The sequence below is a fragment of the Paenibacillus terrae HPL-003 genome, assembly GCF_000235585.1.
Classification (GTDB): Bacteria; Bacillota; Bacilli; order Paenibacillales; family Paenibacillaceae; genus Paenibacillus; species Paenibacillus terrae_B.
Genome location: NC_016641.1, coordinates 4977885 through 4995145, shown reverse-complemented (window position 1 = coordinate 4995145; position 17261 = coordinate 4977885). Strand labels below are relative to the sequence as shown.

At 48.7% G+C, this 17261-nt stretch carries 5 protein-coding genes (1 of these 5 only partly in view); 3 read left to right on the top strand and 2 right to left on the bottom strand.

Annotation, left to right across the window (positions count from 1 at the left end):
- Nucleotides 1-81 precede the first annotated feature (81 nt).
- Both HPL003_RS22080 and HPL003_RS22075 read left to right on the top strand, forming a co-directional pair.
- Entirely contained in the window at nt 82-567 is a 486-nt protein-coding gene (locus HPL003_RS22080) for a MarR family winged helix-turn-helix transcriptional regulator (protein ID WP_014281996.1), read from the top strand.
- Complete coding sequence (locus HPL003_RS22075) at nt 551-2053, top strand: DHA2 family efflux MFS transporter permease subunit (protein ID WP_014281995.1); 1503 nt, start codon at nt 551-553, stop codon at nt 2051-2053. Before HPL003_RS22080 ends, HPL003_RS22075 begins: the two co-directional genes overlap by 17 nt.
- Nucleotides 2054-2184: 131 nt before the next feature.
- Here the strand turns inward: HPL003_RS22075 and HPL003_RS22070 are convergent, their stop codons facing one another.
- Both HPL003_RS22070 and HPL003_RS22065 read right to left on the bottom strand, forming a co-directional pair.
- Nucleotides 2185-2931 carry an RluA family pseudouridine synthase gene (locus tag HPL003_RS22070; protein WP_014281994.1) on the bottom strand — a complete coding sequence of 249 codons (747 nt, stop codon included), beginning with the start codon at nt 2929-2931 and terminating at the stop codon, nt 2185-2187.
- An 8-nt stretch (nt 2932-2939) separates the two neighbouring features.
- On the bottom strand, nt 2940-3803 hold the full coding sequence (locus HPL003_RS22065; protein ID WP_014281993.1) for a class I SAM-dependent methyltransferase: 864 nt from the start codon (nt 3801-3803) through the stop codon (nt 2940-2942).
- 1073 nt (nt 3804-4876) lie between these two features.
- Here HPL003_RS22065 and HPL003_RS22060 point away from each other — a divergent pair.
- Nucleotides 4877-17261 carry the 5' end (the start) of a non-ribosomal peptide synthase/polyketide synthase gene (locus HPL003_RS22060; protein ID WP_052310829.1) on the top strand. The gene runs 17618 nt beyond the window's last position, so 12385 of the gene's 30003 nt are visible here — the first part of the coding sequence; it begins with the start codon at nt 4877-4879; the stop codon falls past the right edge of the window.

Here is a 17261-nt window from a genome sequence, read left to right as displayed (position 1 = left end):
ATAAATAACATTTCGTATGCGAATAGTTGCTTGATTATGTATATGGAATGTGAATTGGATAATGGAAGAAGGATGGTTCCAGTGAATGACAGAGAGGAAGACAGACTTGAGGTGTACCGGATTATTCAGTCGGTAAGGGAGGTTAACAAAACGATATTTTATGCCTTCTGGAATGAGGAGCAGCATTTGGATCTGACAGCCGTTCAGCACATGGCTTTGGCGATTCTGAATAAACGACCCAATATCGGGTTATCTGAGCTGGCAGACATAGCCCATATGGGGTGTAGCTCCATGAGCGGGGTGGTTGACCGCTTGACCAAGGCAGGGTATATCGCTCGCGGACGGCATGAGCATGATCGCAGATCTTTAGTGCTGACGCTTACACCGGAAGGAAAAGACATCATGCAAAAAGTAGACGCCATGTGGATGGAGCGCGTCTTGCCCATTCTGGACATCCCAAAGGAGCATCTGGACATGGTCCTGGATATCCATAAACAAATGATAATGAAATTGACACCGAAGGGAATGAATCAACTTGAGCAGTCCTCAAATGACATTACCAGGTAATGTACGCAGAGCACCCATTGTGGCCGCTCTGTTGATTGGCGCGTTTGTTGCGATTTTAAACCAGACGTTGATAAGTGTGGCTTTACCGAAAATGATGAGTGATCTGAATGTAGATGCCAATGTGGCTCAGTGGCTTAGTACGGGCTTTATGCTCGTGAACGGGGTATTGATCCCGGTGACCGCATTTTTGATTGCGCGTTTTTCCACTCGTAAATTGTTTATAAGTGCAATGATTATCTTTTCAATCGGCACGCTGTTGTGCGCTATTGCGCCGAGTTTTAGCATATTGCTGATCGGACGTCTCATTCAAGCCGCTGGTGCGGGTATTATGATGCCTTTAATGATGGTCGTTATCTTGAACATCTACCCAATAGAGCGTCGTGGCCGGGCGATGGGAACGCTGGGGATTGCGATGGGTTTTGCTCCAGCCATTGGACCAACCTTATCCGGTTATATAGTCCAGCATTACGACTGGCGGGTACTGTTCTGGATCATCCTGCCGATTTCAGTGATTTCGATTGTGATCGGATTTATTTTTCTGAAAAATGTAACGGAGCAGTCCAAGCCTAAGTTGGACATTCCCGGCATCATTTTGTCTACGTTCGGTTTCGGCGGGCTGTTATATGGCTTTAGTGATGCAGGAACATCGGGCTGGGGAAGTATTCCGGTCCTGTCTGCGCTTATTGTTGGGACGATCGCGCTCATTCTGTTTATTGTTCGCCAGTTGAAGGTTAATGAACCTATGCTGGAGTTCCGTATCTTCAAATACGATGTGTATAGCTTGACGACAATCATTAATGTCATTGTGACGATGGCTTTGTACGCCGGCATGATATTACTGCCGATTTATTTGCAAAATATTCGCGGCTTTTCACCGATTGAGTCCGGTATGCTGATGTTACCGGGGGCGATTCTGATGGGGTTCATGTCTCCTGTAACCGGGGCTATTTTTGACCGGATCGGAGCACGCTGGTTGTCCGTGATCGGTTTATTGATCATGGCTGTGACCACTTGGGAGTTCACACGCTTGACCGAAACAACGACCTATATGACGCTGCTGGCTAATTATACGGTTCGGATGTTCGGAATGTCATTGCTGATGATGCCGATCCAAACGGCCGGCTTGAACCAGCTTCCACAACGATTGAATGCGCATGGTACGGCAATGAGTAATACACTGCGTATGATTTCCGGTTCAATTGGGACGGCAATTCTGGTGACGGTGATGTCGACTCAAAGCAGCAGCCGTCTGGCGAATATTGTTGCATCTGAGGGATTATCTGTTACAGATAAAGCAGGGATGCTGGCAGCGGGCAATCAGGCTACGATTTACGGTATCAATACAGCCTTTATCATTGCGACGCTGTTGAGTGTGACGGCCCTGATTTTGGCGTTTTTCATCAAGAATACGAATGCTCAAAACGCTCGGCCCCGTCAGGAGCTGGTGAACAGTAAGAAAGGGCAGTCTGTGGTCTCCTCGTCATAAGGGACGGAAGGGCTATCAGATTTTTAACAAAAAAGAGCCCGTAATGCATGTTTGTTTGACTACATGCGTTACGGGCTCTTTTTGTATACTGAATTGAAGATAGTAAAAGCTAAATACGCGGACTTGCCTGCTCAATTCTCAGCTTCGATCATGCTTTCATAAAGCGATTTAGGCCACTCACTCCATGGAAATTGAGCTGGGGGGAACGAGTGGAAGCTCATGTTCTCCCTGCTAACCGGATGCGGTGCTCCGGCAAGCAGGGACCAGAGCGCCAATTGTTGACCCGGGCGGCTCAGGCGGCCACCGTATTTTTGATCTCCGTATAGAGGACAGCCGATAGCCTGCATCTGTACACGAATCTGATGTGAGCGTCCGGTGTGTAGCTCAATTTGTACAAGACTGAGCCCATCTGCTTGTCCAAGCACGCGGTACTCCAAAATAGCCTCCTTGGCGCCAGCCGTGCCGGGACGAACCGCCTGAACAGTGTTAGTGCGGCTGTCCTTTAGCAGGTGATGGGTCAGACGGCCTTGTGAGGCCGCCGGGACACCGTTCAGAACTGCTACATACATCTTGCGGAAACTACGACCTCGAACCGACTCTGACAGCCGGGAAGCCGCTTTGGACGTCTTTGCAAAGATCATGGCCCCACCTACAGGCCGATCCAATCTGTGAACCAGTCCCAAAAACACGTTACCAGGCTTATTGTGTCTGATCTTGAGATCTTCTTTGAGTAAAGACAGCAGATCAGGATCACCGCTGGCATCCTCTTGTGTTGGAACGTTGACAGGCTTCACAATCGCCAACACATGGTTGTCTTCATATAGAACAAGAATGTCCGTTTGTGAATGCCCATGTCGGATAAGTTCATCTGGAGTCATAGGAGGGATTAAGCCTCCCAGCGTCCGAGAATACCGCACGGCAAATTCAGTCCTGAGCGGGTAATCGGCAATCCGATTTCACCAGCGCTGATTTGACCGCCGTACTTTTGCTGCATTGTCATGCTCAACATGTTGCGCAGTACAGTAGGGGAAATACCTGTGGTATAGGAGTTAATCAGCATGAACAGCGGTTGATCTGAAATGATACTCATGCAGGATTCCAGGAACGGATACAGGCTTTCTTCCAGCTTCCATGTTTCTCCGTTTGGTCCGCGCCCGTAGGAAGGAGGGTCCATAATGATCGCATCATATCGGTTTCCCCGGCGTTGTTCACGTTGCACGAATTTGAACACGTCGTCCGTGATGAAGCGTACCGGACGGTCGGCCAAGCCGGACAATTGCACGTTTTCCTTCGCCCATTGTACCATGCCCTTGGCGGCGTCCACGTGAACTACACTGGCCCCGGCATACGCTGCGGCAGTTGTGGCTCCCCCAGTGTAGGCAAACAGGTTCAGTACGGAAATCGGTCTGCCAGCACCTTTAATTTTATCCATCATCCAGCTCCAGTTTGCTGCTTGCTCTGGAAAAAGGCCGGTATGCTTGAAGCTGGTCGGTTTAATGTGGAATTTAAGCGGCCCATAGCTGATCGTCCAACGCTCGGGAGTAGGCTTTTTCATATCCCAGCTACCGCCCCCAGAGGAGCTGCGGTGGTAATGTCCATGAACATCGCGCCATTCGGCTGTTTCCTGGGACAACGGCCATATAATTTGTGGATCAGGTCGACGCAGGACAATATCGCCCCAACGCTCCAGCTTTTCGCCGCCGCCTGTATCCACTACTTCATAATCTTTCCATTCTTGCGCTACATACATGTACAATCCATCCTTCAGCAGTCAATTCAGGATTCCGGCAGTCCTCTGCACAAAAATCCCCATATGGAGTCTATTGTACAACAAACCTTAGCAACAATCGAATGATTTCATGGAGAAGCTGGCATTGACCGTTATAGTTCCCAGCATTTTTTTGTCGCTTTATGGTGGTTATTGATGTGTAAATATATGTTATGTTACAAAATTGTTTATTTTCCAAATAATTTATATTGAAGGAATTTAAAAATCATTGACATTTTTCGAATTTATATTTTATGATATTAATTAATTGCTATACTATAGTGTTTTCTTAGTGAACATAACACCCTGTATCACCTCGATGTTATCCTATTTTAATCTCATCTATGATACTGAAATCCTTAGCTCTAAATTTAAGGTTTCAGCCTACTCCCAGTTCTACCTACTTCTATGAACACACACTTCTATTTGAAAATGTTTACTCACACCATTTGAAATATTTTACTCACACTACGAAATACTTTTCGATCATTTTATTCTATTTTAAAGTTTGTTTTTTATTAAATTTATTTTTCTGTCGGTAATAATGATTTTCGTAAAATATTTATGTTTCGCAATATCACTTGTGGGCGGAAAGGGGTGTGGATATGAATCAAAGGGCATGTTCCCCGTGCATAGTGGATTGATATTCAAGCCAACAGGCCATCAAGCAGCTTGATAAAATTTGCAAAGGACTGATTACGCCTTTGACGCTTTTATCCGCCAACTGAGCTTAGGGTACATAAGTGTCTGAGCATGAGGAACTCAGCTTGCGGCCCACCTTGAAATTCAAGTTTTTCTCAATTCTATAACCTGAGGAAGCGGCTAACTTTGACTTGTCGAGTTCGTGTCTATCGGAATGCATAACTGGTGCGCACGATCAAACAGTTCCTTCTCCAAAAACCAAAGTTAAATGTTACCCGTAAATGGTCTGAATCAGTCCGCTTAGGACTCGACACCGACAGATGGTAGTGGCAGATGGTCTGGACCTGGAAGAGTTCGAAGACATGAAGCAATTTTATGAAAGCCTATAATTATTTGTCCGAGGGGGAAATACGATGAGTAAAAGCCTTGAAATCGAAAAAGTGGCTAATTTAACGCCTTTGCAGGAGGGGATGCTTTTTCATACGGTGATGGAGCCGGAATCACAGGCGTACTATGAGCAGGTCCGAATGACCCTCCGGGGTGAACTGAACCTGGAAGCTCTGCAAAAGAGCTTCGAGACCCTGGTGCAGCGTCATGAAACGCTTCGTTCGAATATTTATCATCAAAGTGGCTCCCGCTCGCGGCTTATCGTGTTTAAGGAGCGAAATCCAACGCTAAGTTACGAAAATCTGACGAATTTCCCCGAGGCCGAGCAAGCTGAAGCCATTCGCAGCTACGCAGACGCAGACCGGAACCATCGTTACGATCTGAGCAAGGATTTGCTCATCCGTCTGGCGGTGCTTCAAACCCAAACGAACGCATATACGCTGCTTTTAAGCTTTCATCATATTATTATGGATGGCTGGTGCCTCGGCATCGTTATGGACGAGCTGTTCGCGGCTTATGAAGCACTGAAAGCGGGGAAGACCGTACAGCTGCCAACACCGCAGCCCTATACGGGTTATGCCCGCTGGCTGGATAAGCAGGATAAGGAGGCGGCGAAGGAATACTGGCGGTCCATCCTGAATGGCTATGATCAGCCAGCCGTGCTGCCAACCCTGCCTGTAGCCCATCCGCTCCAGGCAGACACCGGGTACTTGCTGCATGAGCATAAAATAGCACTCACGGATGAAACAACTCGTCAATTGCGGACGGTGGCTGAACGCAACGGAACGACCCTTAGCAGTCTGTTTCTCGCTGCATGGGGAGTGGTGCTTGGAGGATACAACCAAAGTGAAGACGTCGTCTTCGGCACCGTTGTTTCCGGTCGACCGCCGGAGCTTGAAGGTGTGGAACAGATGTTGGGACTGTTCATTAACACCATACCGATACGAATCAAATTGGATGCAGATCAGCCATTCTCAGGTCTGCTTCGTGAAGTACAGCGCAGCGTGGTCCAATCCCGGGCATATGACTATTTTTCACTTGCTGAAATCCAGTCCCAGTCAGCGCTCAAGCAGCAGCTCATGGATCATTTTGTGGTATTTGAAAACTACCCGCTGGAGGATATGGTTGGTCGGCCTGATCTGAAGGAACGGCTTGGATTCATCGTGGAGGACGCCCAGCTGTCCGAAGAAACACCTTACCACTTCAACATCGAAGTGGAGGATGGAAAAGCGCTGAGCTTTATGCTGTCCTACAACAACTATGTCTACAGCGATGAAGCGATGACCCGGTTAGCCGGACATGTGGAGCATACACTCGTGCAGATTGCACGTACCCCAGAAATCCTGCTGGGGGACATTCGTCTGCTGACCGCTACAGAAGAGGCGGAGCTCATCAATGTATGGAGTGGACCGGTTGCCGACTATCCTGCCGGAACGTTTCATGGAATATTCGAGGCACAGGCAGAACGGATCCCGGAACAGACCGCTGTCATCTACGAAGATACCTCACTGACCTATCATGAGCTGAATGAGAAGGCCAATCTGCTTGCCCAAGCTCTACAAAGCCGTGGGGGCAAGCGTGAACATCTCGTCGCCGTGATGCTTGAGCGTTCAGCGGACATGATTATTGCTGTGTTAGGGATTATGAAGGCAGGAGCTGCCTACGTACCTGTCGATCCAACCTACCCGAAGGAGAGGATTGCTTACATGCTTCAGGACAGCGGGGCTACCATTATGCTCACGCAGTCTTCCCTGACTGAACTACTGGCGGATGTGAATTTTGCGGGTGAAGTGCTGGACTTGCCAGCATTACTTCAACAAGCTTCGCGAGCAGACCATTCCAATCAGCAAGCGCCCATCTACACGCCTGTCCATGACCCTGAGGCTTTGGCCTACGTTATTTATACATCGGGAACGACGGGGAACGCCAAAGGCGTGATGATCGAGCAGCGTCATTACGTAAATACGACGTGGGGCTATAGAGAAGCTCACCAGTTAAAAGAGTTTCCAGTCAAGCTCCTTCAAATTGCCAGTATGTCGTTCGATGTTTTTGCCGGTGATCTGGCCAAAACATTCGTGAACGGAGGGACCATGGTCATTTGCCCACAGGATGTGCGGAACGATCCTACAGCTTTGGCCCAGGTGCTCGAACAGCACGAAATTACGACGTTTGAAGCCCCGCCAGCCTTGTTGACGCTGCTGATGGACTACGTATATGAGCATGGGACAGATGTCAGTGCGATAAAGCTGCTTACTACAGGCGCAGACAGCTTTGGCGTTGAAAGCTATCGGACGCTTTTGAAGCGTTTCGGTCATACGATGCGGATCATAAACACCTACGGTGTGACCGAAGCGGCCATTGATTCCAGCTTTTACGAAGAAATGGAGGAGCGTCTGCCTCTGTCGGGTATAGTTCCGATTGGAAAGGCGCTGCCGAACCATAAAGTGTATATCGTCGATGAAGCTTTGCGTCCGCTGCCCGTCGGCGTAGCCGGCGAGCTTTGCTTGGGAGGCGCTTCTGTAGCTCGTGGCTACCTGAACCGTCCTGACCTGACGGCAGAAAAATTTGTACCGAATCCTTTTGTGAGCGGGGAGCGTCTGTACCGCACCGGAGATCTGGCCCGTTGGCTGCCGGATGGTAATATTGATTTCATCGGCCGTGTTGATTTTCAGGTAAAGATTCGTGGGTACCGGATTGAGCCGGGTGAGGTAGAGACGCATATGTTGAGGATGGAGGCCGTGCAGGAGGCCGTCGTGCAGGCACACTTGGACGAGCTTGGGCAAAACCAACTGGTTGCCTACTATGTAGCTAAATGGGAAGTGAGCATAGGGGAGTTGCGCAGCTACATGGTCCAAAAACTTCCGGGTCACATGGTGCCTTCATATTTCGTACAGCTTGTACAGATTCCGTTGACACCGAATGGGAAAATTGATCGGAAGGCGCTGCCAGCACCGGAAGGCAATTTACAAAAAGGGGCAGAACATATTGCCCCACGGACGTGGCTGGAAGCGAAACTATCGGCAATCTGGCAGGACGTGTTAGGTTTGATGCAGGTTGGTGTGCAGGAAAACTTCTTCGAAATTGGCGGACACTCTCTACGGGCGATGACGTTGGTCTTGAGGATTTACAAAGAATTGAATAAACGCATTCCTCTTCGTAGTATTTTTGATGCACCTACGATTGAACAATTGGCGGTGGTGATTGAAAATCTGAATGAAGTAGCGTATGCATCTATTTTAGTGACGGAAGAGCGTCCCTTCTATACATTATCTTCTGCACAAAAACGAATGTATATATTGAATCAGATTGATCCGGGTGATGTGAGCTACAACATGCCTGCAGTGCTCCAGGTGAGCGGACCGCTGGATGTAAAACGGGTGGAGGCAGCATTTCAGCAGTTAATCTCACGCCACGAAGCCTTCCGCACGAGTTTTGAAATGGTGAACAATGAGCCTGTGCAGCGGATTCACGAAAGGGTGCCTTTTGAGGTGGAGTACGCCAAGATACAGGAACAACAGGCAGGGACCGATGTACTTGCATTTGAGGCGAAAATAGAAAAATGGGTTAGCAATTTTGTAATTCCATTCGATCTGCAAGCTGCTCCACTGTTACGGGTAGCCTTGCTGGATCTTAACGTAGTGGGGACAGAAGCAACACAGCATCTGCTAATGATTGACATGCACCATATTATCTCGGACGGTGTATCGGTGAATGTGTTGACCCGCGAATTTGTTCGCTTATATAGCGGTGAAAAATTACCTCCGCTACGGATTCAATACAAGGACTATGCCGTATGGCAGCAAAGTGAAGCGCAAAAGGATTGGATGAAACGTCAGGAAGCATATTGGCTGGATACCTTTCAGAGTGAGTTACCCGTATTGAATCTACCAACTGATTTTGCCCGCCCAGCAGTACGAAATACGGCAGGCGACAGGGTGGTTTTCAGACTGGAACGCGAAGTCAGCGGGCGCTTGAAAGAGCTGGCGGCACAGACAGGTTCAACGCTGTACATGGTGCTACTTGCGGCCTATACAGCACTGCTGCATCAGTATACTGGACAGGAAGATATCATTGTTGGTACTCCGATTGCGGGACGACCGCATGCCGATCTGGAGTCGATCATCGGGATGTTTGTTGGCACACTGGCCATGCGCAATTATCCAACCGCTGAGCAAACGTTCCGAAGCTATGTGAAAAACGTGAAAAGCCAAGCTATGCAAGCCTACGAGCATCAGGATTATCCATTTGAAGAACTGGTGGACAAGCTAAAATTGAAACGGGACATGAGCCGTAATCCGTTGTTCGACACGATGTTTGTGCTGCAAAATACCGATGAAGGCGAGCTGAAACTGGAGGATATCCGTTTCCGTCCACACGATATGGAGCAGGCTCCCGTGAAATTTGACTTAATGCTGGAAGCAAGCGAGGAAGAAGAAGGTATCCGGTTTGAACTACAGTATGCAACATCGTTGTATGAGCGGAAAACGATTGAACAGATTACGCGTCAATTTATACGGTTGTCTGAGGCTGTTGTAGCAAATCCTGATATTAAACTGAGGGAACTGGAATGGATCACAGAGATAGAAACGGCGCATGTACTAAGAGTGCATCAGGAGCGTCAGAAAGCTTCGCGCTACTGGAGCGCATATCTGGACGGGTATGAAGAAGCCTGCTGTTTGCCACAGGCTAAAACTCAGGGCAGAGCAGAGTGTCAAATGGAGCATTTTAACGTAGCTTTAAGTCCGAGTCTGATGAGCGGGATTCAGCGGATTTCCAACTGCTATCAAGTAAGCCTGAGCACGCTGATTCAGACGGTGTGGGGCATTTTGCTTCAAAAATATAACGACACGGATGATGTAGTGTTTGGCAGTACGCTTTCCGGAAATGAGGGTGATATTCCAAATAAGGAGCGTATGCTCAGCTTGATTTTGAATACACTCCCTGTACGTATTACCAGTAGTGAGAACAACTCGTTCTGGGAAGTAATGAAACAAACCCAGAAGCAATCGGTGGCTTCTAGTAAATATGATGCTGCTTATTCACTATATGAAATTCAGAAACTCTCAGAACTTAAGCAAAATTTAATTAATCATATACTCATTTTTGAAAATGACTGGGTGGAGGAACCGTCTGGGCAACTGGGTGATGATATAGAGTCCGACTTTAACATTACGGGGGTTGAGTTGGTCGAACAGTCCAACTATGATTTTAACCTGGTAGTTTTTTCAGGGAAAAAAACCCGAATGAGCTTTAGTTACAACGCACTTGTGTTTGATCGAGAAAGTATAAAGCAAATTTATGGACACTTGGTGCACCTACTAGAACAAGTTGTGGTTAACCCGGGCATTCAAGTGCATGAAATGAAAGCAATGACCGAACAGGAGTGCAGGCAAATCCTTGTTGGTTGTGGAGATATGGCAACAGAATATCCAGACAAACAGACGATTCACGGTTTGTTCGAGGCTCAGGTTTTACAAACTCCAGAACAAGTAGGGCTATTTTTCGAAGGAGAGCAGTTGACATACCGTGAGTTGAACGAACGCGCTAACTCGCTGGCACGGGTGCTTCAAGCGCACGGTGTAGGGCCCGACAAGCTGGTTGGCCTGATGGTACAGCGTTCGGCGGAGATGATTATCGGTCTGTTGGCCGTGCTAAAAGCAGGTGGTGCTTATGTGCCGATCGATCCTGAATATCCGTCAGCCCGTATTGAATATATGTTGAGCGACAGTGAGGCCGCTGTACTCCTGACTCATCGTGAACTGGTAGGAGAACACCATTACAGCGCCAACATTCTGTTTGTTGAAGATGAGACAATATATCAAGGGGAAAAGACCAATCTGGAAGCCACTGCTCAGCCAGAGCATCTGGCTTACGTTATCTATACTTCTGGTTCAACCGGAAATCCGAAGGGCGTTATGCTCCAGCATCGTTCGGTACTGAACTTTATTACGGGAATGCGTGAAATGATCGACTTTGCAGCGGACAAAACGATTTTATCGCTAACCACCATTTCGTTCGATATTTTCGTATTGGAAACGATCCTGCCATTACTGGGCGGAATGACCGTTGTGCTTGGCGACCACCGTCATCAGGTCAATCCTCAGGCACTTGGCGAGCTGATTACAGCACATCACATTGACATGCTGCAAATGACGCCATCCCGGCTGCAAATGCTGCTGGGTCATGAGGAAGGCTCTCGTGCGCTGCAAGGTGTACAGGAAATTATGGTGGGGGGAGAAGCGCTTCCACCCAAGCTGCTGGAGGCCTTGCAAAAATTGAACGGTCCCCGCATTTATAACATGTACGGACCTACAGAAACGACGGTGTGGTCGGCAGTACAGGAACTTACCCAGGCCAAACAGATTGACATTGGACGCCCTATCGCGAATACGCAAATGTATGTTATTAACGCAAAGGGTGAGTTGCAGCCGATCGGTGTACCAGGTGAGCTATGCATTGCAGGGGAAGGTTTGGCCCGTGGCTATTGGAATCGTGTGGAATTGACGGCTGAAAAATTTGTAGATAATCCATTTTCAGCAGGAACGCGAATGTACAAAACCGGGGATCTCGCTCGCTGGAAGGCGGATGGAAATCTGGAGTTTATCGGTCGAATCGACCATCAGGTGAAAATCCGCGGGTATCGAATTGAACTGAGTGAGGTTGAGTCGAAGCTGCTGCAAGTTGATTTTGTACGGGAAGTAACGGTCATGGCTCAAGCTGATGAAACAGGGCAAAAGCAAATGGTCGCGTATTACGTCGCCGGGAAAGAAATCGACGCAAGTGAGCTAAGAAGCAAGCTGGGCCAAGAGCTGCCAAGCTATATGGTGCCATCATACTTTATACAATTGGAGCAGATGCCATTAAGCCCGAATGGCAAAATCGACCGCAAAGCATTGCCAGCAGTGGAAGATAATCTGCAAGGCAGAACGGATTATTTAGCACCGCGGACGTGGGTCGAATCGAAGCTGACCCAAATTTGGCAGGATGTATTGGGCCTGAAGCAAGTCGGCGTGAAAGAGAACTTTTTCGAGATTGGTGGACACTCACTGCGGGCAACCACCTTGACTTCAAAGATTCACAAAGAACTGAATAAATCCCTGTCGTTACGCAGTATTTTCGAAGCTCCAACAATTGAAAAGTTGGCTGTAGTGATTGAAAGTTTGGAACAGATGAAGTATGCGTTGATTCCGGTGGCGGAAGAACGAACTTTTTATCCGCTGTCCTCCGCGCAAAAGCGGATGTACGTATTGCACCAGCTTGACCCTGACGATGTAAACTACAACATGCCTGCTATGTTCCGGGTAAGCGGCCCGTTGGATGTGAAGCGGATGGAAGAAGTATTCCGTCAGTTGATCTCACGCCACTCAACACTCCGCACCCGCTTTGAAATGATAAATAACGATCCGAAGCAGCAAATTCAGGATACCGTATCGTTCAAGTTGGAGTATGCGAAGGTGCAGGCGCGACATGTCGCAGCTTGTGCAGAAGCAGATCGACAAACCGATGTGGAAGTGTTACGTCGTGATGCAGTGCAGGAACGGCATGCATCGGTGTCCGAGCAGCTTGTGAGCAGGGAAGTACAAGAAATGATCCAAAGCTTTGTACGTCCATTTGATCTGCAAGCCGCTCCGTTGCTGCGGGTAGCCCTGATTGATTTGGGCGTCCACGGAATAGAAGAAGAGCCGCAGTATCTGTTGATGCTCGATATGCACCATATCATCTCGGACGGTGTGTCGACGGGCGTGTTGACTCGCGAATTTGCTCGCTTATACAGCGATGAAGAGCTGCCACCGCTACGGATTCAATACAAAGATTATGCCGTATGGCAGCAAAGTGAAGCGCAAAAGGATTGGATGAAACGTCAGGAAGCGTATTGGCTCAATACTTTCCGGGGTAATCTGCCTGTGCTGAACCTGCCAACCGACTTTGTCCGTCCGGCGGTACGGAGCACGGCAGGCGACACGGTTGTATTCAGATTGGAGCGCGAAGTTAGCGAGCGCTTGAAAGAGCTGGCGGCGCAGACAGGTTCAACGCTGTACATGGTGCTACTTGCAGCCTATACAGCACTGCTGCATCAGTATACTGGACAGGAAGATATCATTGTCGGGACTCCGATTGCGGGACGGCCGCATGCCGATCTGGAGCCGATCATCGGGATGTTTGTTGGCACACTGGCAATGCGCAATTATCCAACCGCTAAGCAAACGTTCCGAAGCTATGTGGAAGACGTGAAAAACCAAGCATTGCAAGCGTATGAGCATCAGGACTATCCATTTGAGGAATTGGTGGAAAAGCTGAACGTGAGGCGGGATTTGAATCGTCATCCTTTATTTGACATAATGCTGGTACTCCAAAATACTGAAGAAAGTGAACTAAAGCTGGAAAATCTGAGTTTTCAATCGTATACCGTGGAGCAAGCTTCAGCAAAATTTGATCTGGCGTTGGTAGCAACCGAGGAACAGGATGGCATTCAGTTCGATTTACAGTATGCGTCAGCATTATATAAACGGGAAACGGTGGAGCAAATCGCTCGGCACTTCGTACGAGTAATGGAAACTATTGTGGTGAATCCCGATGCAAAGCTGGGCGATCTGGAGCAGATTACAGTGGAAGAAACATTGGATGTGTTGAAAGTGCATCAAGATCGTCAAAAGGCTTTGCGTTACTGGAGCAGGTATCTGGATGGATATGAGGAGCAGCCCCGTTTGCCACAGGCTAAAATCCAGAGTAACACAGGTTATCAGACGAAGCGTTTGGATTTTGATTTGGGCGCGGGTCTGACGGCTGGGATTCAGCGCATCGCCAAGCGTTATCAGGTGACGATTAATACGCTGATGCAGACGGTGTGGGGTATGTTGCTGCAAAAATATAACGGCACGGATGATGTGGTGTTTGGCAGCGTCGTATCTGGACGTCCGGCAGAGATTTCAAATGTGGAGCATATCATCGGTCTGTTTATTAACACGATTCCTGTACGCATTCACAGTCATAAGGACAGTCTGTTCTCGGACGTGATGAAGGAGAATCAGGAGCAATCCATTGCTTCCCATGCCTACGATACGTACCCGCTGTATGAAATTCAGGGGCTGTCGGAGCTGAAGCAGGATTTGATCAACCATATCCTTATTTTTGAAAATTACCCGATGGAGGAACAAATAGAGCAGTTGGGTGAGGGGGAAGCATCCAGCTTCCGCATTACGGGAATGGAGTCCGTCGAGCAGACGAACTATGACTTTAACCTGGTGGTCCTGCCGGGGAACACGATCCACATGAGCTTTGTCTACAATGCGCTAGCATTTGAACGCGAAAGTGTGGAGCAAATTCAGGGTCATCTGGTGGAGCTGTTGAAACAGGTGGTGGCTAACCCGGATATTTCGGTACGTGAGCTGGATGTATTGAGTGAGCCAGAACGCGAGCAAATCTTGCGCGTATGGGGAGATACAGCCGCCGAGTATCCAAGCGAGCAGACAATCCATGGCTTGTTCGAGGCGCAAACGGCACAGACACCGGAGCAGGCGGCGCTGTTCTTTGAAGGAGAGCAACTAACTTACAGCGAGTTAAACGAGCGGGCAAACCGACTGGCCCGAATTTTGCGGAGTCACGGCGTGACGACAGACCGTTTGGTCGGTCTGATGACCGAGCGGTCCGTGGATATGATCGTGGGAATGCTCGGCATTATGAAGGCCGGGGGCGCGTATGTGCCAATTGATCCGACGTATCCGGAAGAGCGTATCCGCTACATGCTGGACGACTCTGGGGCAGAGCTGTTGTTGACGCAAAGCCATCTGGTGGGCAACGTAGCTTTTGATGGTAAGGTGCTGGTTTTGGATGGAGGGCAGGCGGTCTATCACGAGGACGGTTCAAACCTGGAGCCTGTATCCGGGCCGAACGATTTGGCGTATGTGATCTACACATCAGGGACCACAGGCCAGCCGAAGGGCGTTATGCTGGAGCATCACGGACTGTGCAACCTGAAAGTCTATTTCGATCAGACGCTACACATCAGCACGTCGGATCATGCGTTGTTGTTCGCCAGCTATTCGTTCGATGCGGCTTGCTGGGAAATCTTCCAGGCGCTATTCTGCGGAGCTACGCTGTATGTGCCAACATCAGAGACGATTTTGAACTATGAGCGATTCGAGCAGTATATGACGGATCATCACATTACCGTGGCAGCCTTGCCGCCGACCTATGCGGTCTATCTGGAGCCGGAGCGGATGCTGAGCCTGCGTATTCTGTTTACAGCCGGATCAGCATCGTCGACAGAGCTGGTGTACAAGTGGAAGGATCAGGTTGCGTACTACAACGGCTACGGCCCAACCGAAAACTCGGTAGCTACGTCGATCTGGCCGGTGTCCGAGGATGCGAGAGCAGGACAATTGATTTCCATCGGACGTCCTGTGCCAAACCATCGGGTGTACTTGGTGGATGCACATGGTCATCTGGCACCAGTGGGCGTCGCGGGTGAGTTATGCGTATCCGGGCAGGGTCTGGCACGCGGTTATCTGGATCGTCCAGAGCTGACGGAGGAGAAATTCGTACCGAATCCGTTTGCGAATGGAGAAGCGGGATATGAACGCATGTACCGGACAGGTGACTTGGCGAGATGGATGCCGGACGGCAACATCGAATATCTGGGCCGGATCGACCATCAGGTGAAAATCCGGGGGTACCGGGTTGAGCTGGCTGAGGTCGAGGCGCAAATTTTGAAAGTGAAAGATGCGCAAGAGGTGATCGTACTGGCTCAGGCAGATGAGCAGGGACAAAATCAACTGGTTGCGTACTATGTGGCAGAACGGGAAGTGAAGGCCGGTGAGCTGCGCAGCTTGCTGGGCGAGAAGCTCCCAAACTACATGGTGCCTTCGTACTTCGTACAACTGGAGGACATGCCGCTGACATCGAATGGTAAAATCGACCGCAAAGCACTGCCAGCACCGGAAGCAAATTTTCAGGATAGAAGTGAATATGTTGCTCCACAAACGGATGCAGAGCAGGTACTGGCTTCCATCTGGCAAACTGTACTGGGTAAAAAGCCAATTGGCTTGCTCGACAATTTCTTCGATTTGGGCGGCGATTCGATCAAGGCAATTCAAGTATCTTCACGTCTGCTTCAGGCAGGCTACAGGCTGGATATGAAGACATTATTTAAGCATCCGAGTGTGTCAGAATTGGCTCCGTATTTGAGTGTGGTGGGTGTCAGAACTGCCGAGCAGGGTGAGGTAAAGGGGAATGTGTTGCTTACGCCGATTCAACATTGGTTTGCAGATTTGGATCAAACGGCTGCACATCACTTTAATCAGCCTGTCATGCTACACCAGGATCAGAGATTTAACGAGTTGGCACTGCGCCTGACACTGACAAAACTGGTGGAACATCATGACATTCTGCGAACGGTGTTCCGCAAAACGGAGCATAGCTATGAAGCGTGGAATCGGGGGACTCAAGAAGGTGAACTGTATCATCTAGTTGTGCTGGACTTCCATGATATACCAATTGGATCGGAGCTGAACCAAGCAATTGAGGATAAAGCCAATGAGATTCAAAGCAGTATTTCTTTAAATGAAGGGCCACTAATGAAAGTTGGTTTGTTCCGTTGTGCGGATGGTGACCATTTGCTGATCGTGATTCATCATTTGGTAGTGGATGGGGTATCGTGGCGTATCTTGTTTGAAGATTTCGCGACTGCTTATAAGCAATCTGTGAATGGAGAAGCAATTCATTTGCCTGATAAGACGGACTCCTTTCGTGCCTGGTCTGAAAAATTGGCTGTTTATGCAATTAGCCCGGCAATGCAGAGTGAACGCGCGTATTGGGAGCAATTAGAGAAAGTAATCAGTTCTGATCAGGTTGTATTACCTGAGGATTATAAGCATGATGGCAGATTTATAATTCGGGACATGGACACCGTAACAATGCAGCTCACAGAGGAAGAGACCGTTCAACTGTTGAAACAAGCGCATCATGCGTATAGCACGGAAGTGAACGATTTGCTGTTGACTGCTCTTGGTATGACGCTGCATGCCTGGACGGGCCAAGAGAGTATCCCTATAAACCTGGAAGGGCACGGACGGGAGGATATTATACCAGACATTGATATTTCTCGTACGGTTGGTTGGTTTACAAGCCAATATCCGGTTTTGTTGAATGTTAGAGAGAAATCTGATGTGTCAAGACATATTAAACAGGTTAAAGAGGATCTGCGCCAAATACCGCATAAAGGAATTGGCTACAGTATTTTGAGATATCTGAGTAAAACAGGTCAAAAAGGGGGCCATCCTGAACCACAAGTGAATTTTAACTATTTGGGAGAGTTTGATCAGGATCTCCAAAATAGTAATATTCACACTTCACCCTATTCGTCCGGAAGAGATTTCAGCGACCGAATTGAGATGAAATCTGCTTTAGACGTGG